The organism is Sporosarcina koreensis, from assembly GCF_001531445.1.
Lineage (GTDB): Bacteria > Bacillota > Bacilli > Bacillales_A > Planococcaceae > Sporosarcina > Sporosarcina koreensis_C.
In genome coordinates, this window is the sequence record NZ_LQYA01000004.1 from 89,732 (window position 1) to 113,215 (window position 23,484).

The window sequence follows — 23,484 nt, forward strand, 5'->3', positions numbered from 1 at the left end:
GTTCAGTGTCGTCTTTTCCGGCCGCCCTTAAACATCGCTAAACCTGTAACAAATCCAATATATCTTCCTCCGTCAATGAACCCATCTCCGCATCAATGACTTCGCCGATCAAATTCCTTTTCCTCTCCTGCAGCTCATTCATTTTATCCTCCACCGTTCCACGTGCAACGAGCTTGATGACGTGGACAGCTTGCTTTTGGCCGATCCGATGAGCACGGTCTGCCGCTTGTTCTTCGACCGCCGGGTTCCACCATAGGTCATATAATATGACGGTGTCTGCCCCTGTTAGGTTCAATCCAGTTCCGCCCGCTTTCAATGAAATCAAAAACAGATCACGCTCACCTGCATTGAAGCGATTGCATAATTCCAACCGTTCTTCTGAAGGCGTCTGCCCGTCCAAATAAAAGAAAGGCATCCCTTCCATCGCCAAATCCTTGCCGATGATGTCGAGCATTTTTGTGAACTGCGAGAAAATCAGCACCCGCCTTCCCGCACGCCTCGATTCCTCAAGCAATTGCTTCAACTGCTCATATTTCGCGGACCTTCCTTCATAGCCATCGACGAACAACACCGGGTGGCAACAGATTTGCCGCAATCTCGTCAGACCCGCCAGAATCCTGATTTTATTCTTCCGCAATGTATCCTTATCCAAATGCCACAGCGTATCATGCCGCAGCTTTGCCAAGTAAGCAGCGTAGAGCTCCTTCTGTTCAGGCATCAACTCCGACGACTCAATCGACTCAACCTTATCCGGCAGCTCCTCAAGCACATCCTCTTTTACCCGTCGCAGCAAAAACGGGCGGATACGCCGCGCGACCGTTTTCCGCGACAACTCGCTGAATTCTCGCAAGCCCATGAACAACTCCGGAAAAACGACATGGAAAATCGACCATAATTCCTCCAAGGCATTTTCGATAGGCGTCCCCGTCAACGCAAACCGGTGGGTCGCCTGCAATTTCTTCACCGACCTTGCCGTTTGAGTGAACGGATTTTTGAACGCTTGCGCTTCATCGAAAAAGACGGTATGGAAATGCTGCTTTTCATACCATACGATATCCCGCCGTATCAACGGATAGGAAGTAATCAGGACATCTTTTCCATCCGTATCAGCTTGTCGCTCAGCCCGCTCCTTTTTATTCCCATCCAACACAATGGCTTCAATTTCCGGCGCAAACTTCTTCAGCTCACTCAGCCAGTTGTATGTGAGAGAAGACGGACAAATGATTAGCGCCGGCCGCTTTTCATCCCGAATTTTCGGCAGTTCGGACACGATGAACGCAATGCTTTGCAATGTCTTGCCGAGCCCCATATCATCCGCCAGCACCCCACCGACTCCGAATTCAGCGATTGTCTTCATCCATTGATAACCCGTTTTTTGATAATCGCGCAATACGGTTTCCAATGACGATGGGACATCCCACGCGGCAGTCTCGGGATGCAAGAGCCTTTCAAAAAACCGGCGAGCCGACTCCTCAATGGAGAACATTTCATCTTCACCAACTATATCTAGGAAGTGTATTCCTCGGGTGATCGGCATATTTAATCCCTTTTCCAGTTCGTCCAGCTCTCCTGACACTTCATTCATAAAGCGTCGGATTTCCTCAAACTCCCTCGTTTCCAATGAAAGAAGGGCGCCGCTCCGCAATCGATAATATTTCCGTTTTTCTTCAAGCGCCTCGAGAATGCCGCGGATCTGCTTGTCCGGAATGCCATCCATGCTGAATTTGAACTCCAGCCAGTTCGTCCGGTCTTCGAACGCTTTCACGCGAATGCGCGGTTTTGCGCTCCCCCTGAAAATCCGAATGCGAATCGCAGTCGTTGCATAGACACGCACAAGTTTCTCAAGCTTCGGAAGGATGTTGTAGAGGAATTCATATTCCAATTCCTCGTTATGCAATAAATACCCTTCATCCATCTGGGCGAATGAACTTTCCTCCATTAACCGCAGGATTTCCTCTTCCTTTTCCAAATCGCGGACCAACACGGAGCTTGCCGGCAACTCCCGTTCGACTAGAGGATTGATCGCGAGATGATCGTATTGGAATTCAAGACCTGCAAGCAATCGATTATTCACCCGGTCGAGATACAGTTTCGCGTTCAACGGGGATTTCACAAGCTGATCCAACACCGTTTCATCGAGTTGAACTTCGCCGATCCTCCGTAAGCCCGGTACAACCTTTTCGATGAAAAAGCCGATTTGTTCGTTAGAGATCGGCAACTGGCGCGTACCTGACGATTCAACCATTTGCTTCAAATCAGCGAGCCGTTTGCAATCCTCGCCGGAAAATCGGAACAATTTCCCACTGCAAAGGACAAGGTTATAAGCCTGCAATACGAGGACATGTTCCAATCCGTCGATTTTCAAGAAATGACCTGTTTTCGGTCTTTTGTAGAATTGGAACCTGACAGGCAATCCTGTTTCCGCAATACGGAAGTCAACCGCCCGATCGCTGCCGCTTTCCAACACAACTTCAGGCGCTTCTTTCAAAACCGACAAAAGCTTTTCCCATGAAGCAGGAGGGATAATCAATGTTTGATGTCCGACTCCGTGGTAGGTGTATGCTCCGTTGTTGACCTCAATAAGCCGTTGCAAAACAGCATCCGCCTTCCGTTTGAAACAATGTAGACTGGTGTCAAACGTGAATGCGGAATTCAATTTGCTTGTACGTCCTTCATTCACATCCTCCAAAAACTGCCGGACATCTTCTACTGATACGCCTTCCACTTGCAGCTCAATGCCGAGCATATACCCTTTTCCAGTTCTAACTGGTAGCAAGGTGAACGCCAGCCCCAGCACTTCCCTATCTTCAAAATGAAGCTGATGCCCGCTCGGCCTCGGCTTGCTATCGAAAAGGGACAGCAAGCCTTCCGATAATCCCTGTTCAGTCGGCACTTCCATCTGTTCATTCACAGCAATCAATACAGCCGCCACATGTTGGCATTTGTATCGATAGAACGGAAGGGAGGGACAACTGCATTCTGTGCGGATTTCCTTGCCGTTTTCACAATCAATCTCCACATGGAAGTTTTCTTTCCCCTCCACAATCGCTTTGCAATATATGTCGTTATATTGTTCCAAAATCACTTTCCCTGCACGGTAATACATCTCGCCCCGTTTGAACGAAACGGAGCCGCATAGATCTATGATTTTTTTGTGAGTTAAATGAATGCTCAATTCGTTCGTCTCCTTCCGGGAACCATCACACTAATTCTATTTTATCACTCAAACCGCGGTCCGGGTTTCATCAACCGAATGAGTCAAAGGTTCCGAAATGACAATATATCTTGGGAAATGATCGAAAAGTTTTCGTGGAGGATCTGTAACGATGCTTTTGTGCAAAAACCGCTGCAGTCACGTAAGACTGCAGCGGTTTTTTACTGTTACGAAAACCTTCATTGCCAGTTTTCTAAAATAATGGCTTCAATTTCATTAGTTGTCAGCCTTGTCACCAAGGCTATTGTTTCCGTGGAGAAAGCCAAGCCATGCATTGTCAGCACTGTGGAAACCTTCTCTTGGCGGATGCCTTGATTCAATCCCTTCAAGCGGGCCTCCTCCAATTCCTCTTTCCAATTCTGCATTTGACTCCCTCCCTTCAACTATATGATAGTTCCTTCCATCACTATAAAACAAACGTTCCCATTAATCAATAAAACTGTTTTTCAATTCTGAAGAAAAAACAGAGACAGATTATTCGCCTTGACGGGCCTTGTCTTATTCACTCCCCCAAAAATGCAAACACGGATAACGGTTGAATAGGCATCCTTTGCATGTAAAAAAACGGCAGCATCCTCTACACGCTGCCGTTTACAATCAAAGCTCCTGATAATCCTTCATGAACCTTCCGCTTTCCTTCACTTCGGAGTGGTACAATGCCTTCAAGGCAAAACTCTTCTCCAATTCGTGTTCCTTCATAATCTGTTTGAGCCGCTTCGTCAATTCCGCGTTGTTTTTCACAAGCAGTTCCATTTTCGACTTCGAATATTGCATAATCGTGTCCTCCTCGCTCTTATTTCATCAGTGTAGCACATTCAACCGTCCGATTACGTCCCGCCCGTTTCGCTTCATAGAGACATTGGTCGGCCAACTCCAACAGTTCCGCAGGATGTGTCCCGTCTTTAGGGTATGTAGCCATACCAATGGAAATGGTCACTACTTCTCCGCAAGGACTGATTGTGCTTTCCAGTTTTTTACGTAATCGTTCCGCGATATGAAATGCGGCACTCTGATCGGTTTCCGGCAATAGGATGACGAACTCCTCACCACCGAACCGGCAGCAAATATCCTCTTTCCTAGTTACCTCAAGCATTGACTCAGCCAAGTACTTCAATACTTCATCCCCCACGGCATGTCCGTATGTATCGTTCACACGTTTGAATTTATCAATATCAAATATGAGCACTGCATAAGGGATTTCTTGCTCTGTCCAAGTTTTCAAATGTGCATCCATCGCCCGGCGATTCATCAATTTTGTCAGTGGATCGATTGTTGATTGGTGAATAAAGAAGTTCACTCGGTCCTGGAAGAAATTCAAGCTATAATTCAATGCCTTCTTCAATTGAATGGCTTCATAATACCAAGCACGCACTTTGTTAATCTTCTCTTCTTGGTTATTCTCCGTGCTGGATTCCGCATAAGATGCTAGTTTTGTTAATGGATTTGCAATTTGATGGGCAATATATAAAATAACAAGCAAGGAAATGACTAAAAAAGGAATCGTCATCTTAGCCATTTCTTTTATCATCACGACAGACGGGGCCAAGGATTCCTCCTTTGATCGTTGCGTCACTACACCCCAGTTCGTAATTTGCAACGATGCATAGCCAGCCAGCATTTCGACGTCCTTTGTATTTACGACTTCCATTGCACCACTTCTGCCTACTAATAGTTGCTGCACGACGGGATTCTCCAAAACAATATCATTTACACGTTCTTGATTTTGGTGATAAATGATTCTTCCGCTTTGATCGACAACATAGACATACGAACCATTCTCATAAAAGTGTTCTCCCAAAACTTCCTGAAGGATATTGTCCTCCTTCAAATAAATTGTTCCGCCGATTAAACCAAGATATCTCCCGTTCTCGTCAAAAATCGGGTGAGAGATGAAAATGATCAATCGGCCTGTAAGTCCGACATACGGCTGCGAGATATAGGCTTCACGCTTCTTAAGCGCTTCCTTACCGCCTTTCGAGTCTAACTTTTTCCCCATCAGATCCAATGTTTGAGGAGAAGTTGACAAGATTTCACCTTCCTTATCAACGATTAAAACTGAATTGAATGTATTCGTCTGTTCTTTCAACCGGTTCGTTTCAGGAATCAGATATTCATCAACATATTCCGGACTCATATATGGAGAAAGATGCTTTGCGCTTACTTTTAGGGTTTGCAATGTAGAAGAAAAAAAAGAATCCGTTGACTTTGCCATTTTTTCCGCGTAAGCGCGGTTCGTTTCCAAAGTACCATCAATCAAGGACTGCTGCTCCGCACGATAACCTGATATAATGCTGGCCGCCAGTGTCAGTACTACTGATAACAACGCAACCAGTCCTATTAAATACTTCAAAGACAGCCTCATTGCGACCAATCTCCTCTGCTAAAAATAAAATCTTTATCCATCATATCATCTATACACGTGCCGAACACCCTTATATTGGAATATACTTTGCTTTTCGAGTTGACGAACAGGGAAAAATGATGTAAATTACAAAAGTACGAACGTTTATATCTAATTAAAAAATATTATTCGCCTTTAGGAGTGTAATGAATGGATACAGTATTTGATTATGAAGATATTCAATTGATTCCCGCTAAATGTATTGTGAATAGTCGCTCAGAGTGTGACACGTCCGTCACGTTAGGTAAACATAAATTCGCATTGCCGGTCGTACCTGCAAATATGCAGACGATCATTGATGAAAAGATTGCCATCCAGTTGGCGGAAGGCGGTTATTTCTACGTCATGCACCGTTTCAATCCAGAGACACGTGCCGATTTCATTAAAGATATGCATGCCCGTGGTTTGATTGCGTCAATCAGCGTTGGTGTCAAAGAGGAAGAATACGGTTTTGTCGAGCAATTGGCTGCTGATCAGCTTATCCCTGACTACGTGACGATCGATATTGCACACGGCCATTCAAATGCAGTCATCCGCATGATCCAACATTTGAAAAAGCATTTACCCGAAACATTCGTCATCGCAGGCAATGTCGGTACGCCGGAAGCAGTTCGCGAGCTTGAAAATGCTGGTGCGGATGCTACTAAAGTAGGCATCGGGCCAGGGAAAGTTTGCATCACGAAAATCAAAACAGGTTTCGGAACTGGCGGATGGCAGTTAGCTGCACTCCGCTGGTGCGCAAAAGCCGCTTCAAAGCCGATCATCGCTGACGGCGGCATCCGTACGCATGGAGACATCGCGAAATCGGTTCGGTTCGGCGCTTCCATGGTCATGATCGGTTCGCTATTTGCCGGACACGAAGAATCCCCAGGCAAGACGATCGAAGTCGACGGCAAGCTGTTCAAGGAGTATTTCGGATCTGCATCGGAATACCAAAAGGGTGAAAAGAAAAACGTTGAAGGTAAAAAAATGCATGTGGAATACAAAGGGAAGCTGCAGGACACATTGACTGAAATGCAGCAGGACCTCCAATCGTCCATCTCCTACGCGGGCGGAACGAAATTGGATGCCATCCGTAACGTTGACTATGTAATCGTTAAGAATTCCATCTTCAATGGGGATAAGGCTTATTAATAAACAGAAGGGCTGGCGGCATGCCAGCCCTTCTGTTTATGTTTACGTGCTAATAAGTAAGTAAACCCCCGTAAATAATAAAATGATATACATGAAGATGCGGAAGCCGGTTTGATTGACCTTCAGGAATAAATACTGACCCGCGTAGAGGCCAAGCCAAACGAGCGGCAAAGCGAGAAGGCTCGATTTCCATACGGTCGTACTCGTACCCGCGAAGACGATCTGGATGAGCAAACTGATGGAATAGATGAATAAATAATAAACGAGCGTCGTGCCGCGCAATGTCTCTTTCGCCGTGTCCGTGCCTGAAAAATAAAGCAGCAATGGCGGTCCCGGCATGCCGATGCTCGTCGTCAAGGATCCGGCAACTCCACCGATGGCAACGTCCCTGTTTGGTGTTTGTTTAATCCTCAACTTGAGCAGCAAAAGGGCTGTCAATAGAAGGATGACAATTCCGATGCCCAACTTCAATTTCGGAATATCGACGAGCAGAAACACAATGATTCCTAGCGGCAACCCGATAAAGCTTCCGCCGATGAACCGCCTCAACACGCCTCTGTCAATATCCGTCCTCACTTTGCGGTACATTGCCAGTGAAATGACCAATGATAGAAGCAGATTGATCTGGATGGCGTCTCGCGCGTCAAATAATAATAGAAGAAACGGCGTCGCGACGATGGAGAAGCCGAACCCGGTCCCCGTCTGGAGGATGGAGGCCAGTAGTATAATTGCGATGAATATAAGAATGTCCAATAGAATCCCCACTTTTATGTAGTACGTTTCTCCATTTTACCATTTCTCCGACACAAAAAAAGGAAACATTCCAAAAGTTATAGATGTTTTTATTCGCAAATCAATCAAACGCAGTCGCAACACCACTTCCTCCGACCATCCACCAAATCCCATGGATAACCTGCCAATCAAAAGGGTATATATGTCATACCGCCACTACATAATTTTGGAGGGATTGGCTTGTTCAAGATTCGGATTCGGCATACGAAACGATATAAGGAAATCATCAATACATTTTTACGAAACGGGCTTAGCCACTTCCTATTTCGGTTGGGCCTTACAAATCGGGATCCTAAACACGAGGGAGATGGAATGAAGCTGCAAGATATAGGTGTGAAGCTGCGGGAGTCCTTGCAGGAGCTAGGACCGACGTTCATCAAGCTAGGACAGATTGCGAGTTCAAGGCGAGATCTTGTTCCACCGAAGATTGCGTTGGAGCTCGAGAAGCTGCAGGATCACGTCGCTTCCGTTCCATTTGAACAAATCCGCAAAATTATCGAGTCTGAGTTGGAGGGCCCGCTTGAGGACTTTTTCGGCCATTTTTCTGAACAGCCTTTGGCAACTGCCTCAATTGGACAAGTTCATGTTGCAAAATTGCATTCGGGTGAAGAGGTTGCCGTCAAGGTGCAGCGTCCCGATATCCGGCCTACCATGGAGACCGACCTTGCCATCTTGGACGATTTGGCGAGCTTCTTGGAATCGAAAGCGGATTGGGCGAAAACCTATCGCTTGCATGATATGATCGTTGAATTTTCAAGGTCATTGAATAGTGAGCTCGATTACCACGTGGAAGGGCGCAACTGCGAGCGGATCGGACAACAATTTGAGGAACAGCGCGAGATTGTTGTCCCGAAGGTCTATTGGGATTTTTCAACGGATAAAGTGTTGACGATGGAAAGGATTCAAGGCATCAAAGCGAATGATTTCGAAAAACTTGATAAGGGCGGATACGACCGGAAATTGATTGCCCGAAGGATTGTCGATTCGATGCTTCATCAGATTTTGGACGAAGGATTTTTCCACGGCGATCCTCATCCGGGGAATATTTTTATCCTGCCCGGCAATATTGTGTCTTTTTTGGACTTCGGCATGGTCGGACGGCTAGACAACAAAATGAGATACCACTTCGCCCCTCTTATCCTTCATATGCGCAATCAAAACACTGAGGGGATCATCGACATTCTTGCCGAAATGGGTATTCTTTCCGATGACACGGATATCTACGCATTTTCAAGGGATATGAATGAGTTGCAAAGTAAATATTATGATGTGCCATTGGATGAATTGAGCTTGGGCACCGTTTTTATCGAGTTGTTCCAAGCCGCTCAGCAACATCATATTTTCATCCCGACCGAAATCGCTGTATTAGGAAAATCCATACTTACATTGGAAGGATTGATTTCAAAACTGGACCCTGAATTAAATATAATGGAGGCGGTCGAGCCTTTCGGGAAAAAGTTGATGTGGAAACAGTACAACCCAAAGAGTGTTATCGAAAACTCTTGGATTGAATTCATCGAAAACTTCGGGGTCATTTCCCATTTCCCAAAGGATTTGAAAGCAGTTGCAACGACCATCCGCAAAGGGAAGCTCCAATTGAATCTCAATGTTCACCAATTGCAAAAGTATCTGCATATGCTCGATCGAATCAGCAACCGCCTATCATTCAGCATCGCTTTGCTGTCCTTCAGCATTCTCTTGGCAGGAATGATCATCGGCTCCGCGATCATCGGTCAGACGAATGTCCTATCGCATTTCCCAATCATCGAAGCCAGTTTCATCATCGCCTTGCTCATGTTCCTTTTCCTCTTTTACACCATCATCCGGTCCGGACGGATGTGAAATAATTTATGGCTTTTTCTCCCCGCAGCCTCATTCCGTAGAATGTCCAACATAGAATACTATAGAAAGATTTCTATGTTGGAAGGTGGTGTGGGGAAAATGGGGAAAACATTGATGAAGATTTCAGTTGTTTATTTCATGATCGGCATTTCTTTCGGTTTATTCATGTCTTTTACGCATGTGTTTAACATGACGACCGTGCATGTCCATTTGAACTTAGTCGGCTGGGTATCGCTTGCATTGGCGGGGGTTTTCTATCATCTTTATCCGAGTCTGGAGCAGTCCGGTTTGGCGAAAGCGCACTTTTGGCTTCACAATATCGGCTTGCCGATTATGATGATCAGCATTGCAACGGCTATTCTCGGAGGGCCGGAAATATTCTTCCTATTGGCAACGTTAGGAGGAGCGATGACCGTATTGGGCGTCCTTTGCTTTGGCTTCAACGTGCTATTCGGTTTGAAGAGAATTTAATGTAATCATTATGTGCACCTTCGATTTGGAATTGGAGGTGCTTTTCTGATGCTTTAGTCATGATTTGGTGATAATTTTCGGTATTCAATAGATAACTTCCTTTATTCGACAGATAACCGCAGGTATTCAATAGATATATTCCTTTATTCGATGGATAACTTCCTCTATTCAATAGATAACTTTCCGCTGTCCAATATTTTATGGAAATCAACATGAATAATCCCCCACATTTTGCACATGATAGGTTTACTACTATCTTTCCGAAATAGCTCAGCGGTGGAGCAATCGGCTGTTAACCGATAGGCCGTAGGTTCGAATCCTACTTTCGGAGTAAAGGCTGTCTCTGTCGAAATGACGGGATAGCCCTTTTTCATTTTTATTACCAGTGTGGGAGGACATCGATGTGGACACAAAATTAGCGGTTTTTGCGTTAGGCGGCATCAATGAAATCGGGAAAAATATGTACGTCATTCAATATGAAAACGATATCGTCGTCATCGATTGCGGTTCTAAATTTCCGGATGAGAATTTACTCGGCGTCGACCTTATCATCCAAGACATTTCCTATTTGCGCGAACACCGGGAAAACGTTCGTGCACTTATCGTAACTCATGGTCATGAGGATCATATCGGCGGCATTCCGTATTTCCTCAAACAGTTAAACGTTCCTGTCTATGCGACAAGGCTGACACTCGGACTGATCGAATTGAGATTAAAGGAGCATGGCCTGCTTCGGGAAACGAAACTTACATTAATCAACGGAGATTCAACGATTGATCTCGGTGCAATGTCCGCCACCTTTTTCAAAACGAATCACAGCATTCCCGATTGTCTTGGCATCGCCTTTGAAACGCCTGAAGGAACGGTCGTGCATACCGGCGATTTCAAGTTCGACTTAACGCCTGTGAACGATGAATATGCAGATCTTCATAAAATGGCCGAACTCGGGAGAAAAGGTGTCTTGCTTTTATTATCTGAAAGCACGAATGCAGAGCGTCACGGCTTTTCGCAGTCCGAACGGGTTGTCGGCGGACATATTATGGATGCATTCCGGAAAGCGGACGGTAAAATATTCATCTCGACGTTCGCATCGAATGTCCACCGTGTGCAGCAAATCATTGAAGCTGCACAAATGACAAACCGGAAAATTGCCTTGCTTGGCAGAAGTATGGTGAACGTCGTTGCGGTCGCTGACGAGCTCGGATATTTGGACATACCTGAAGGAATGCTAATCGAGCCGCAGGAAGTGGATCAGATGGATCCTGAAAACGTCGTCGTCATTTGTACAGGCAGCCAAGGCGAACCGATGGCGGCTTTATCGCGTCTTTCGAGCAATAACTTCCGCCAAGTATCCGTATACCCCGGAGATACAGTCATTTTCGCCTCTAGTCCAATACCGGGGAATGAAAAAAGCGTCTCTCGCATTATCGATAATCTCTATCGTCTCGGAGCGAACGTCATTTATGGGACAGGCGGCGCAACCGGCATGCATGTTTCCGGACATGCGTATCGTGAAGAGTTAAAGCTGATGCTTTCGTTAATGAAACCGACCTATTTCATACCGATCCACGGGGAATATCGCATGCTGCAGCTGCATCGGGATATGGCAGAGTCCGTCGGTGTGGAAAGTGAAAATATTTTTATTTTGAATAACGGCGATGTTGTAGACATTGAAAACGGAGTCGCACGCCAAACGAGGCATGTTGAAGCAGGCAATGTCTTTGTGGATGGGCTAGGTATCGGAGATGTTGGAAGGGTCGTCTTGCGCGATCGCAAACTGCTTTCCGAGGAAGGAATGCTCATCATCGTCGTTTCGATGAGCAAAAGGGATGGCCGGATAATTTCGGATCCCGACACCATTTCACGAGGCTTCGTCTACGAACGCGATGCGAATGAGCTGTATAAGGAAGTAAATGAGCTGGTCGTCTCAACAATCAAGGAAGCAAAGCCATCCACCCGCTATCGACGGAATGACTTGAAACACGCTATCCGGAAAGCGGTTGAAAAGCTTCTTTATACCCGAACGAAAAGAAGGCCGATGATCCTGCCTTTTATTATTGAAATATAAGAATGAAGCGGAGGACATCGCTTGTCCTCCGTTTTTTACGATCACGCCATTGTTGTTCGATCTCTTCTGCTCGCAATCAACCAGCCAATACCAATTAGTCCAACAGTGGACACCAATAGTACAAGGCTCCCGGTCATCCCGGTGATTTGATAATTCTCCGCCAACACCGCAATCTCCCCGTTCGTAATGCGGGCCACATCAAAATACGTGAATGGCGAAAGATGAAGCAAGTTGCCAAGTAATTTGTGGCTGCCTATATAACCGACAAACCCAATTACAGCTACAGCACCGATGACACCTGCCTTGCTTCGGATGAATTGGGATAAAAAGATCGATAACACAATCGCAAACCATAGGACAAGCAAGAAAAGCCCCATCGTTTCCAGAAGATAATTTCCGAGCGGCATGAGATGGAAGCCGTCAGTTATAGAAGTCGCTTCCTTAAATAAGGAAAAAGGATCGTCAATCCACTTCTGGTCGTAGTGTAAAACAGGGTATGCCCAGTCTCCGAACCGATTTACCAATGTGCCGATGAGGGCTAGTAACCCGAACAAAGCAACACAACCGATGATTCCTATCATCGAATTTGTGAACACCTTCCCAAGAAACAGGTCCCGTTTCCTCACAGGCTGCGTTAGAAGTAATTGCAGCGTCGGTCTTTTCCCTCTTTCGCTTGCGAATCCCATTCCTACTAAAAAAAGAAGAACAATACCGGGAATGATATAAAACTTGTCGGTAATATTCAGGTAAAGTGAAAACAGCCCGCTGTTATCAACTTTCTTATAAGTGTCATAATAGAATTTCTCAAGTTCTTTGTCTTCATACTCATCAAAGATTGTCGGTGTAAGTTCCCCGGACAAGACCGGACGAAGATTGCGCCCCAACAGCCATTCCTTTTCCGCAATGCTCACGGCATAGGTGAAAGGACTTAACGGGTCGTAAGTGGATTCTCTAGCTCTTCGTTCTTCATTGAGGGCAAGCTGGGATTCGTAGAACGCAGTCCAATCGTTCTGTTGATAATGATCTATCACATTTACGCGCATGGCGACTAGATTCCGATAATCTTCTAATAGCTCCTCTTTGCGCTCTAGCGACTTAGGATCATTATAATAGACGATTAAAGTTTCATCCCCTTTCTCTTCTGCCTTTTTCTTGTCCTCATCAAAGGAAGTGATCTCCTGCTGAAGACGGTATACTAAATTAACATTATAATCATCGGCTAATGCCTGTAAGTCCTGAAAATACTCTTCTTCCTTCAGATCCGTCTGATGTGAAATGAAAATATAGTCCACAATTAAGAGAAGTATCAACACAATCGCTACTGAGGCAAATAGCGGATTGCGCCTCATCTTCCGCCATTCAAATAAACTCACCCTCAACATGGAAGGGATCCTGGCTTTAATCTTTCCGTTAGCGAAGGGACTTTTGTTTGCGGAGGCTTGGAACAAAGCCGATGCTCTTTGAGGCATAAAGATTGCCCAAACCAGCAATAGAAGGCTCCAGCCTACAACAAATAAAAGTGTCCACCAATCGGAAAGCTCCGGCCCTTTCTCTAGGAACTGTGAAAAAAGAAGCAGACGGAATGGGTTCCACACTGCATTAAGGATATTGTAAGTGGACGTGGAAAATGCACTGATAAGTAAGATAAATCCTGTCAACATATAAAGGGTAAATGAGTTTCTTACGAATGACCCCAAAAAGAACGTGAGGCTTAGAGTGAATATGCCTGCCAGTATAAATAAAAGGATTGCCCTCATGATGTACTGTCCTGTGGAGATAATTGAAACAGTATCACCTATTGTGACAACCGCCGGGTATTCAAATAGAACGGGATGGCCACTATGGATCATCGGAATGATAAGACTCGCTGAAACACCAATGACAATGAACAAGATACTCATTAAACATACGCTTATATACTTTCCTACAATTAAACGCCCTTTTGCTATAGGTTGCGTTCTGACGGTCAGCCAAGTTTTATGTTCCTTTTCAGTAGTAACGATATTTCCGAAAAGAAGGATGACTAGCCCTATCCCGACAACGCCAAATAAGACTGTCGCGCTCTCCTTCAGAAACAAGGCTGGGGAGATCGGGAAGTCTTCATCTTCGTAAGCGAGACTTTGGGTGAGCATCCATTCATTCCTTTGCATCGTAATCTCCCGCTCAGTATCACGCAAAGATAAGAAACTATTCTCATAGCTTTCAAACAGATGCATATGAGTTAAAAAATCCTGTTCAATTGCCGGAATGGCCTCCCATTCCTCATTATAGATTGCACTCTTCCAGTGAAAAAGGGCTGTCGCCATCAAGTTCGCATGCTCTAGCTGCTTCTCCTGCTTCTCATCCAAACCGATTGTCCTCTTCATATTGTTTAGAATTTGAAACAATTTATCCGATTCTTCGACATAAGGCTCAATTTTCTCTAACGCTCGTTCTTGAAACTTGGATGGTTGTTTGACATTTTGGATATACAGACCGGCTGTTACGAAAAGGGTTACGGCGAATAGAACAAGCAGTTTCTTTTGACACAGGATCTTTTTGAGTTCAAAACGGATGATACTCAGTTAGGGCACCTCCTTTCCGGTTAACCTGTTCCCACTCTCCCGGTTGACTGAATAATCTAACACAACTATACGATTGAAAGAATAGTATGTCAATAGTTTCCAAGTAACACTAATAAAGTGCCTACCCCTTAAAGTCCATATTTAGGGTAGGCACCTTGCTATTTACCGTTTATTCCATCCACTTTCACCATTCCAAATACATAATGATCGACAAACTTGTTATATAGCCATTCAGCTTGTTTAAGATGACCTTCTTGCTGGAATCCAAGCCTAACTGGTATTGCCATACTCTTTTTATTTTCAGTCGCTGTACGGATTTCAATCCGATTTAGTTCTAATTCATTGAAACAATAGTCAACAACCGCCTGGCAAGCTTTCGTCATCAAGCCTTTGCCTTCAAAGCCACTTCCTAGCCAATAGCCAATTGATGTCGATTTGTTTGACCAATTAATGCCATGCAAGCCAATCACGCCGGCAAGCTCCCTTTTGTACCAGATGCCCGCCTGGAAGCCGTCATTTCTGCTGAACTGCTGCAAAGTGCCACCGATGAAATTCTTCGAATCCGCAACCGTCCTCGTAAAATCGATCCACGGCAGCCATTCACGTAAGCTTTCCCTTGATTGGTCGGTCAACTGGAATAGCTGGTCGGCATGTCTATGCTCTAATAAACGCAATTCAATATCTTCATCTATTTTGTAACTAAACATTCCACTGATCCCCCTTTTTTGATGATCATTTAATCTTTAATTATAATGTAGTTTTTTGGAAAAGGTGTTTTATTAAAGACCTTTTTTCTAATTACTCTATCTTTATGTACGGAGTTAGTATATAATCACGTTATTAACTTTCGTGAATAGATATAATTTCAATTAATATTATCCTAATTCACTTATATTATAAATCTAAACGCGAACGAATGCATTTAAAACTAATAAATAGTTCGTTTTAATCTATATGTATAGAAAGGGGTTTTACTTTGGAGAAATTTGAAAATAAGTGGATTCGTGCTGTACTTCCAGCTTTATTAATTCACTGTAGTATTGGTACGGTGTATTGTTGGTCATTATTCAAGAATGATATTGCAACTTACATTGAAAGGCCAGTTGGTCAAATCGAATGGGCGTTTAGTTTAGCCATTTTTGTTCTTGGTATGTCGGCTGCATTCGGCGGAAAATTTGTCGAGAAAGATATACATAAGTCGTCCCTTCTAGCAGCATTATTTTTCATCGTCGGAATGGCAGGAACAGGTTTCTTCATTTATCAAAAGTCATTGATAGGGATTTATATTTCTTATGGAATTGTGATGGGAATTGGGCTTGGCATCGGTTATTTAACGCCGGTAAAAACATTAATGCTTTGGTTTGAGACGCAAAAAGGTTTAGCAACAGGCCTTGCTGTCGCAGGGTTCGGCTTGGCAAAGGTGATCGCAAGTCCATTAATGGAGAAACTGCTTGGAGATAGAAACAGGGAGGGTATCTTAGTAAATGCTACGAATATATATACAATGTTTTATATTTTAGCAGGTATTTATTTAATCATGATGGTGATCGGACACTTGCTTCTTAAAAAGCCAGCCGGTTATGAAGAAGAAAGTATACATACCAAAAGTTTTAGCTATCGAAAAGTGTTAACAAATAAAACATTCATCGGCATTTGGTTGATGTTCTATATTAATATTACATGTGGATTAGCGTTGATTTCACAAGAAAAAGGAATTTTGGCGTTCATTGGATTTGGAGCGATTGGTTTCGTTAGCTCGTTGACAGCTATTTTCAATGCAGGTGGACGGATTATTTTCTCTTCATGGGGCGACCGCTTAAAAGATCGCAACTCCATCTACAAAATTATCTTCATCTCCTCTATATCAGCCATACTACTAACCATTTTGCTTGATGGCATTGAGAATTCCATAGCAATTCTTGTTATTGCGCTGCTTTGTATCGTGAATGCAGGTTATGGCGGAGGATTTTCATCATTGCCCCCATTGTTATCTGACCGCTTTAGTCTAGATACGATTTCTACTGTGCATGGCTTGGCTTTATCTGCTTGGGCATTGGCAGGACTGTCGGGCAATCAATTGAGTGCTTTTATTCTAGAAAAGACACAATCCTACGACGCGGTGTTATATGTCATTATGGCTCTCTTCACGGTCGCGACGCTCATTAGTATTCTCGTTGTGAAACCTGATAAAGTATCCTTGGAAAATGAAGAATCGAATTGGAAGAAAAAAATAGTAACGAATTAAAAAGGACACCTTTTTAGGCATCCTTTTATTCATTACTTTACCAACAAATCCCAGAATCTTGTCGAAGCCGGCGAGAGCGGCACGCTTTTCAATGAACAGACGCCGATGCTCCTATGCGGAATCTGCTCGGCCAGCTGGACTTCATGAAGTGCCCCGCTTTCCAAATAGTCTTTTGTAAATTCCCTTGTGACACAAGCAATCCCCATATTCATCCTCGCAAACTCTACCACAAGGTCATGCGAGCCCAATTCGAATTCAGGCGAGATCTTTACTCCTTCAGATAAGAAATGCTCTTCGACATATTTCCTCGAATTCGAACTTGGTTCAAGAAAAATGAGTGGCAACTTGGCGAGCTCCCGGAATCCGACCGGCCTTGCAAGCAATTTCCTGTATTTATCGCCGTAGACGAACGTATCGTGGATATCCATGCAAGATGTAACATTCAACGAAGGATCGCTGACAGGCAAGTTGCAGACGACGATATCGACTTCCCCCGATTTGAGGAAGGAAATAAGTTCATCCGTCGTGCCATTTTCGATTTTTAATTTGATATTCGGGTATCGATTACGGAAGGCTTCCAGTTGGGGCAGTAGAAAATACTTGGAAATGGTATCTCCGACGCCAATTCGAAGTTCGCCGGTCGTCAGATTTTTGAACTCAGCAATCTTTTCTTCACCGATTTCGATTAAATTGATGGCCGAATTAACATACTCCAAAAGAAGGCTTCCTTCATTCGTCAACGTGACTCCTTTAGGCGTCCGGTTGAAGAGTCGCGTATCGAGCTCCCGTTCCAGCTGCATAATCGATTGGCTGATGGCCGGCTGCGTCATAAAAAGTTCCTTCGCGGCTCCGGAAAAGCTTTCATTTTTGCCAACGACACAAAAAATGCGATACAAATCTAATTTGCTTACCACATAACCACCTCTTATACCCATTATTAGAGATATTAATTTTACTTATACCATTAAACGGTAGTATAGTACAAGTAGATCGTCAGTAAAGTTTTGCGATAAGGAGCGATAACATTGGAAAGAGTTGTAGGAACGGTTGTCAGAGGTCTTCGTTGCCCGATCATCAATAAAGGGGACAATATTGAAGAAATCGTTGTAGATAGCGTGTTGAAAGCGTCAGAAGTCGAAGGAATTACCATCAATGACAGAGATATTGTCACAATCACGGAATCCATCGTAGCTCGTGCGCAAGGAAATTACGCAACAATCGACCATATTGCGAAAGACGTACAATCGAAATTCGGCGACAGCACAATCGGCGTCATCTTCCCGATTTTAAGCCGGAACCGATTCGCCATCTGTCTCCGCGGAATCGCGAAAGGTGCTGCAAAGAAAATCGTTTTGATGCTTAGCTATCCATCCGATGAAGTCGGCAATCACCTTGTCGATATCGACACGCTCGACGAAAAGGGTGTCAACCCTTGGACGGACGTATTGAATGAACAAGAATTCCGCAGCCATTTCGGCTACAATAAACATACATTCACTGGTGTCGACTACATCGACTACTATAAATCAATCGTTGAAGAGTACGGCGTGGAATGCGAGGTCATCTTCTCGAACAACGCGAAGACGATTCTCGATTACACGAAAGACGTGCTCACTTGCGATATCCATACGCGCCAAAGAACGAAGCGCATCTTGAAAGCGAACGGCGGCGAAAAGATCTATAGCCTCGATAACATCCTTGCAGAATCTGTCGATGGCAGCGGTTTTAATGAAGCATACGGACTTCTCGGCTCCAACAAAGCAACAGAAGACAGCGTGAAGCTTTTCCCACGCAATTGTCAGCCGATTGTCGATACGATTCAAGCTTCATTGAAGGAGAAGACTGGAAAAACGGTTGAAGTCATGGTGTATGGCGACGGCGCTTTCAAAGACCCAGTCGGCAAAATCTGGGAACTCGCGGATCCGGTCGTATCACCTGCCTACACAGCAGGCCTTGACGGCACACCGAATGAAATCAAACTGAAATACCTTGCAGATAACAACTTCGCAGATTTACGCGGCGAAGAACTGAAAAAAGCGATCAATGACTTCATTGAGAATAAAGAGGAAGACCTCGTCGGCTCGATGGAATCCCAAGGGACTACTCCTCGTAAACTGACGGACCTCATCGGCTCTTTATCCGACTTAACTTCAGGCAGCGGCGATAAAGGAACTCCGATTGTGTTCATCCAAGGATATTTTGATAACTATACGAAGTAATCCATGCCCCCTAAACCAATGAACGGTTTAGGGGGTTTTTGGTATTCGTCTATTTACGAATTGAAAAAAACGGAAATTAATCATATCGAAATAGCTAGAGTGCAGTAAAACTTTATAGGAACTAGTAATTATTTACTTGAAAAAAGAGAACAAATTCCATTATTAAATATTATTTTTAAAAATAGTTGATATAATCATAATTGGTTTCATTTGGAATATTTCTTTCTTCATTACTACAGTGAATGAGTGTTTCACATGGATACTAATCTTAGAAAAAATCATAGACAATGGGGGATTTATCAACATGAAACGATTGTTGGGAATGCTTGCAGTATTCTGCTTGACGTTCAGTGCAACAGCAAGTGCGGAAAGTGAGTATAACTGGATTGAAGGAGGTGTGTCGGTTGATCTGGGAACTGTAGCCTCTATTGAACTTGACCCTGAATTTATCTTTCTTGATGCAGAGGATACGAAGCAAATGTCACTAGATTATGGTGATCCAGTTTCTGGGTTTGAGGTGGGAAGCATCTTCCCGATGGATGACAATCAAACATGGGCTGTTTTTTTCGATTATGAAGAAACAGGTCATATAAAAGACGATGAGAAAGAAAAGATCAATGCCAAAGCACTGTTGAAGAGCTATAAAGATGGCGCGGAAGAAGTGAATAAAGAGCGTCAACCAGGAGACCGCTATTATGTAACCGGATGGGACATTGAACCTTTCTATGACGAAAAAACCAATAACCTCACTTGGTCCCTATTACTCGAGGATGAGAATAAAGAAACCTTTTTGAATTATAATACACGTATTCTCACGAGAGAAGGAAATATCTCGGTCATTCTTGTGACAGACCCGAATAATAGAGAGATTGACAAACAAATCCTCGATGAAAAGATCCTGTCCATGCTCAACGTGAAAGATGGCAATAAATACTCCGATTTCGACAAGTCCACAGATAAAGAAGCAGGGTTTGGATTATCCACGCTTATTTTGGGAGGAGCAGGCTTAGCTGTTGCCAAAAAGGCAGGTTTACTCGCAGTCATCCTTGCATTCGGTAAAAAGTTCGGCATTTTGATCATAGCTGGCGTTGCTGCAATTTGGAGCTTTCTACGAAAAAAGAAGAAGAGTACTAGCGACCCTGTTGAACCTGCGGGAGAATAAAGGAAGCTTGGCCCTATCGTGATAGGGCTGAGCTTTTTTCATTTAGACTTCCCCTCCCATTACTCCCTATTAAAATAGTTGAAACGTTTCATCCATCCCGTTCACCTAATCTATAGAAGGTGGTGATTCCATGCCGAAAAAAGAGAGGCTGATAAAGCAAGCGATCAAGGGGGATCAGAATGCATTGCAACTGCTTCTGAAAGACGAGAAAGACAAACTGTATAAAATGGCATTCATTCATATGAAAAATGAACATGATGCCATGGAAGTAATTCAGCAAACCATATTGGAAGCCATTGAATCCATACACCAACTCAGGAATCCGGCGTATTTCAGTACTTGGATTACGCGGATTTGCATTAATGTTTCATTGAAGGAACTCCGCAAAAACAAAAAGATTGTCACGATGGAAAGCTATTCAATTCCTGATGTTGTAGAGGTGAGCGGCTCTCTTGAAGAAAAATTGGATTTGACCAATGTCCTTTATGGATTAGATGAAAAGTACAAATCCGTTCTCGTTTTGCGCTTTTATCATGATTTCACAGTCAATCAGATTGCGGACATTCTTGGATGTCCTGAGGGTACTGTCAAAACGAACTTACACAGGGGTCTGGCCCTGTTGAAAACAAAAATGAAGGGAGCTTATATGGATGAAAGACGAAACGAAAGTTATTGAAGAAACGATGGAAGCCATTCATGTGCCAAGTGAGAAGCTTGATTTGATCATTGAGAATTCATTTAAATCGGAGGCTCCACCCCGTAAAAGGACTGGCAAAAGACGTGCTGGATATGTACTTGCTGCCACATTGGCAATTAGCATTTTAGGCGGAACGGTACTGTTGAATCCAGCAATGGCGAATATGATAAGCCAACTGCCGATCATCGGAAATGTATTCGACTATTTCGGTTCAACGAGTCAACCAGCCTATAAGGAGTTCGGACAGCTTGCGACAGACGTCGGACGGACTGCGGAGGATAAAGGCGTTTTAATCAATATCGACCAAGGGGTGTTCGATGGGACGACCATCACTTTGGCAGTGACGATGCAAACAAAAAAAGATTATGGCTCAACCTTAATTTTTGACGGCTGGCCATCTGTTAAGGGCGTGCCTCCTGGAAATACTGGCGCCTCCTTTGAGAAAGTGAAGGGATTAGGCTACGCAGGCATTATGACCATCACTCCCCATTTTGAGGACACACCCGATGAGGTAGACATCGTTTGGAAGCCCAAAATGCTGCTTGGCGATAAAAAAGAGGTGAAAGGCGACTGGAAGCTCGATTTCTCCCTGCCGCGAATCGAAGCCGAAGTGCAGACTTTGAATAGGCAAGTTGAAAAAGATGGTGTAGCTATCCTATTCAAGGAAGTGAGAAAGACACCGCTAACCTTCAATATTTACTATCAGCAATTGGTCGATCCTGCATTGCTGGATGATTGGACGGCAGTCGAGGCGGAATTGAAAGCGACGGATGATCTGGGGAATGAATACAAAGTTCCTTATAACGGCGGGTTTACTGAGGGCGGTGCTCGCACTCGGGAGGATCTGCAATGGAGCGCAACCATCCATAATATTGATCCGCAAGCGACTAAACTCATATTTCACCCGTTTGCGACTGTGAGTACACTTGAAGGTGCAAAAGTGATTCACTTTGAAGACATTGAAGTTGAATTATAAATAGTAGCCCACTGTCGGTCGTGTAAAAATGGCCGACAGTTTTTTATTGATCATTTCCCGGGATATATCGATTATTTCCCGGAAGTTATCGATCATTTCCCAAGATATATTATCATTTCGGGACTTAATGCCCGCTTCATTTCTTCACTTTTAGCAGCAATGCCGGTCAAAAAAGCCTCTCAGATCATTTTATATGTTAAGATACTATCAAAACATTCAATTATCAAAGGAGGCCATCAAATGTTCATTCGAAAACTAAAGTTAACTGTTGGAGCACTTGTGATTGCGGGCAGTTTACTAGTTTCTCACACAATTGCTGCGAGTGTAGGCAGCTTCACAGACGTCCCGGCGGCGAAACCATATGCGAATGCGGTTTATGAACTTGCTGAACGGAATATTATCGGCGGTTATGAGGATGGGACATTCAAGCCGGCTGCTTCCATAACACGCGGACAGGCAGCAGCCATTATTGCGAAGTTGCGAAACCTCGATACAAAGAATGTGAAAGATCCCGGATTCAAGGACGTGTCACAATCGCAGTGGAACTACGGAGCAATTGCCGCACTCGCCAATGCAGGCGTCATCAACGGCTACGGGGACGGGCGATTCGGCCCCAACGACTCGATTACCCGGGGGCAAATGGCTTCCATTCTCGTGAAAGCTTTCGGACTACCGCCATATCCCTACAGCAGTAGTGAAAATCCATTCACCGATACCCAAAGGCTCGCGAGCCACCAGACGACGATCAATATCTTATACAAGATGGGCATCACATCGGGTACGTCACCGACAACATTCAGCCCAAATGCACCTATTTCCAGAGCACAGGCTGCAGTGCTGATCGTCAAGACAGAGAAAGTGAAAGAGTCGACGATTACGCTAAAAGCGGCGGACTATGGATGGGACTCCTTCTATACGTATACAAGCTATGACCAATTAGACGATGTCATCCATTCAATTCCAAGTGATCGTTCCACGTGGAGGGAGATTCAAATCATTCCGATGCGCGAAGGGACAGCCACTCTTTCATTAGTAGGGAAAACAAAAGATCCTGTCACAGGAGAGGAGTCGCATGAGGATTACCGGAAGCTTTACGTACATGTGAAGCAAAAAGACGGTATATGGAAGACGACGCTCGAGCAATCGGAAGATATTAATACAACTGAAGTCAGCCTGAATACAGGGCCTGAAAAAGTGAAAAATATTTTGCTCGCCACGATGGAAGGTGCGATGCTTCAAGAGGAAGTGAAGCTAAAGTCATGTAACTACACGGTCACCCAGCCTGTGTCCTCCTGTTTCTTCATTGATAAACCAGGAGAATATATTGCGACCGTGCATTATGAAAACGAAAAGGTCGTTCGTTATGGGGTTTCGGCTGCTGTTCATGAATCCTCTTTCAATTTACTCATCCAAACGATTGAAGAACAACCAACTGTTACGATTGAACTCCGCGGCTCTGCAAGCGAGCTCGGAAAGCATGTCATTCCAAAGGACAGCGAAAAAATCGCCATCATAAAGAGGGATGAAAACACGAACATATTCCATATTGAAGGGATTTCGGATGGCACGGTCAACGTGAAATTCCCTGACAGTAAAGGCGCTTATGAGGAATTGTCTATAAACGTCCAAAAAATAGGATCCATTATTAAAGTGATCGCTTCCCCTTCGGATAGGTATCATTAATATACAGCCCCTTAAC

The 23,484-nt window shown here is 44.2% G+C and carries 18 protein-coding genes and 1 tRNA gene; 11 read left to right on the forward strand and 8 right to left on the reverse strand.

Annotated elements, in window-relative coordinates; all coding sequences use genetic code 11:
- Positions 1-37: 37 nt before the first annotated feature.
- The 4 genes from AWV70_RS01590 to AWV70_RS01600 all read right to left on the reverse strand — a co-directional run bounded on the left by AWV70_RS01590 (position 38) and on the right by AWV70_RS01600 (position 5,576).
- Positions 38-3,175 (reverse strand): DEAD/DEAH box helicase, encoded by a 3,138-nt coding sequence (locus tag AWV70_RS01590; RefSeq protein ID WP_060203670.1) that lies wholly within the window; start codon positions 3,173-3,175, stop codon positions 38-40.
- 218 nt (positions 3,176-3,393) lie between these two features.
- Positions 3,394-3,579, reverse strand: a complete 186-nt coding sequence (locus AWV70_RS01595; protein ID WP_060203673.1) for a hypothetical protein — start codon at positions 3,577-3,579, stop codon at positions 3,394-3,396.
- A gap of 232 nt (positions 3,580-3,811) precedes the next feature.
- Positions 3,812-3,988 (reverse strand): hypothetical protein, encoded by a 177-nt coding sequence (locus tag AWV70_RS24085; protein ID WP_201024298.1) that lies wholly within the window; start codon positions 3,986-3,988, stop codon positions 3,812-3,814.
- A gap of 19 nt (positions 3,989-4,007) precedes the next feature.
- A complete protein-coding gene (locus AWV70_RS01600; RefSeq protein ID WP_060203675.1) occupies positions 4,008-5,576 on the reverse strand; it encodes a sensor domain-containing diguanylate cyclase in 1,569 nt (522 codons plus the stop codon).
- A gap of 189 nt (positions 5,577-5,765) precedes the next feature.
- Here AWV70_RS01600 and guaC point away from each other — a divergent pair, with 189 nt between their 5' ends.
- A complete protein-coding gene (gene guaC, locus AWV70_RS01605; protein ID WP_060203677.1) occupies positions 5,766-6,749 on the forward strand; it encodes a GMP reductase in 984 nt (327 codons plus the stop codon).
- Positions 6,750-6,791: 42 nt separating this feature from the next.
- Here the strand turns inward: guaC and AWV70_RS01610 are convergent, their stop codons facing one another.
- Positions 6,792-7,502: a sulfite exporter TauE/SafE family protein gene (locus AWV70_RS01610; RefSeq protein ID WP_060203679.1), complete on the reverse strand. Its 711-nt coding sequence runs from the start codon at positions 7,500-7,502 to the stop codon at positions 6,792-6,794.
- A 219-nt stretch (positions 7,503-7,721) separates the two neighbouring features.
- Between AWV70_RS01610 and AWV70_RS01615 the strand changes: the two genes are divergently transcribed.
- From AWV70_RS01615 to AWV70_RS01635, 4 genes are all read left to right on the forward strand, one after another.
- The gene (locus AWV70_RS01615) at positions 7,722-9,383 is read left to right on the forward strand and encodes an ABC1 kinase family protein (RefSeq protein ID WP_060203681.1); all 1,662 of its coding nucleotides are present in this window, start codon (positions 7,722-7,724) and stop codon (positions 9,381-9,383) included.
- A gap of 99 nt (positions 9,384-9,482) precedes the next feature.
- Positions 9,483-9,854 (forward strand): hypothetical protein, encoded by a 372-nt coding sequence (locus AWV70_RS01620; RefSeq protein WP_060203682.1) that lies wholly within the window; start codon positions 9,483-9,485, stop codon positions 9,852-9,854.
- Positions 9,855-10,113: 259 nt separating this feature from the next.
- Positions 10,114-10,185, forward strand: a tRNA-Asn gene (locus tag AWV70_RS01630).
- 72 nt (positions 10,186-10,257) lie between these two features.
- Entirely contained in the window at positions 10,258-11,922 is a 1,665-nt protein-coding gene (locus AWV70_RS01635; RefSeq protein WP_060203686.1) for a ribonuclease J, read from the forward strand.
- Between the two features lie 41 nt (positions 11,923-11,963).
- On the opposite strand, the gene AWV70_RS01640 is transcribed toward AWV70_RS01635, so the two are convergent.
- Both AWV70_RS01640 and AWV70_RS01645 read right to left on the reverse strand, forming a co-directional pair.
- Complete coding sequence (locus tag AWV70_RS01640; RefSeq protein WP_306464352.1) at positions 11,964-14,486, reverse strand: ABC transporter permease subunit; 2,523 nt, start codon at positions 14,484-14,486, stop codon at positions 11,964-11,966.
- Between the two features lie 158 nt (positions 14,487-14,644).
- Positions 14,645-15,193, reverse strand: coding sequence for a GNAT family N-acetyltransferase (locus AWV70_RS01645; RefSeq protein WP_060203690.1), 549 nt, complete (start codon positions 15,191-15,193; stop codon positions 14,645-14,647).
- Positions 15,194-15,462: 269 nt separating this feature from the next.
- Here AWV70_RS01645 and AWV70_RS01650 point away from each other — a divergent pair, with 269 nt between their 5' ends.
- Positions 15,463-16,731 carry an OFA family MFS transporter gene (locus AWV70_RS01650; RefSeq protein WP_060203692.1) on the forward strand — a complete coding sequence of 423 codons (1,269 nt, stop codon included), beginning with the start codon at positions 15,463-15,465 and terminating at the stop codon, positions 16,729-16,731.
- A gap of 32 nt (positions 16,732-16,763) precedes the next feature.
- Here AWV70_RS01650 and AWV70_RS01655 read toward each other — a convergent pair whose 3' ends face one another.
- A complete protein-coding gene (locus tag AWV70_RS01655; protein ID WP_060203694.1) occupies positions 16,764-17,645 on the reverse strand; it encodes a LysR family transcriptional regulator in 882 nt (293 codons plus the stop codon).
- Between the two features lie 111 nt (positions 17,646-17,756).
- Here AWV70_RS01655 and AWV70_RS01660 point away from each other — a divergent pair, with 111 nt between their 5' ends.
- The 5 genes from AWV70_RS01660 (at position 17,757) to AWV70_RS01680 (ending at position 23,468) form a co-directional block, all read left to right on the forward strand.
- Positions 17,757-18,950, forward strand: coding sequence for a coenzyme F420-0:L-glutamate ligase (locus tag AWV70_RS01660; protein WP_060203696.1), 1,194 nt, complete (start codon positions 17,757-17,759; stop codon positions 18,948-18,950).
- Positions 18,951-19,254: 304 nt separating this feature from the next.
- Positions 19,255-20,112: a DUF2167 domain-containing protein gene (locus AWV70_RS01665; protein ID WP_060203698.1), complete on the forward strand. Its 858-nt coding sequence runs from the start codon at positions 19,255-19,257 to the stop codon at positions 20,110-20,112.
- 130 nt (positions 20,113-20,242) lie between these two features.
- Entirely contained in the window at positions 20,243-20,788 is a 546-nt protein-coding gene (locus tag AWV70_RS01670) for a sigma-70 family RNA polymerase sigma factor (RefSeq protein ID WP_060203700.1), read from the forward strand.
- Positions 20,763-21,785 carry a DUF4179 domain-containing protein gene (locus tag AWV70_RS01675; protein ID WP_060203702.1) on the forward strand — a complete coding sequence of 341 codons (1,023 nt, stop codon included), beginning with the start codon at positions 20,763-20,765 and terminating at the stop codon, positions 21,783-21,785. The genes AWV70_RS01670 and AWV70_RS01675 overlap by 26 nt, the downstream gene beginning before the upstream one ends.
- 240 nt (positions 21,786-22,025) lie before the next feature.
- Complete coding sequence (locus AWV70_RS01680) at positions 22,026-23,468, forward strand: S-layer homology domain-containing protein (RefSeq protein WP_060203704.1); 1,443 nt, start codon at positions 22,026-22,028, stop codon at positions 23,466-23,468.
- Positions 23,469-23,484 lie beyond the last annotated feature (16 nt).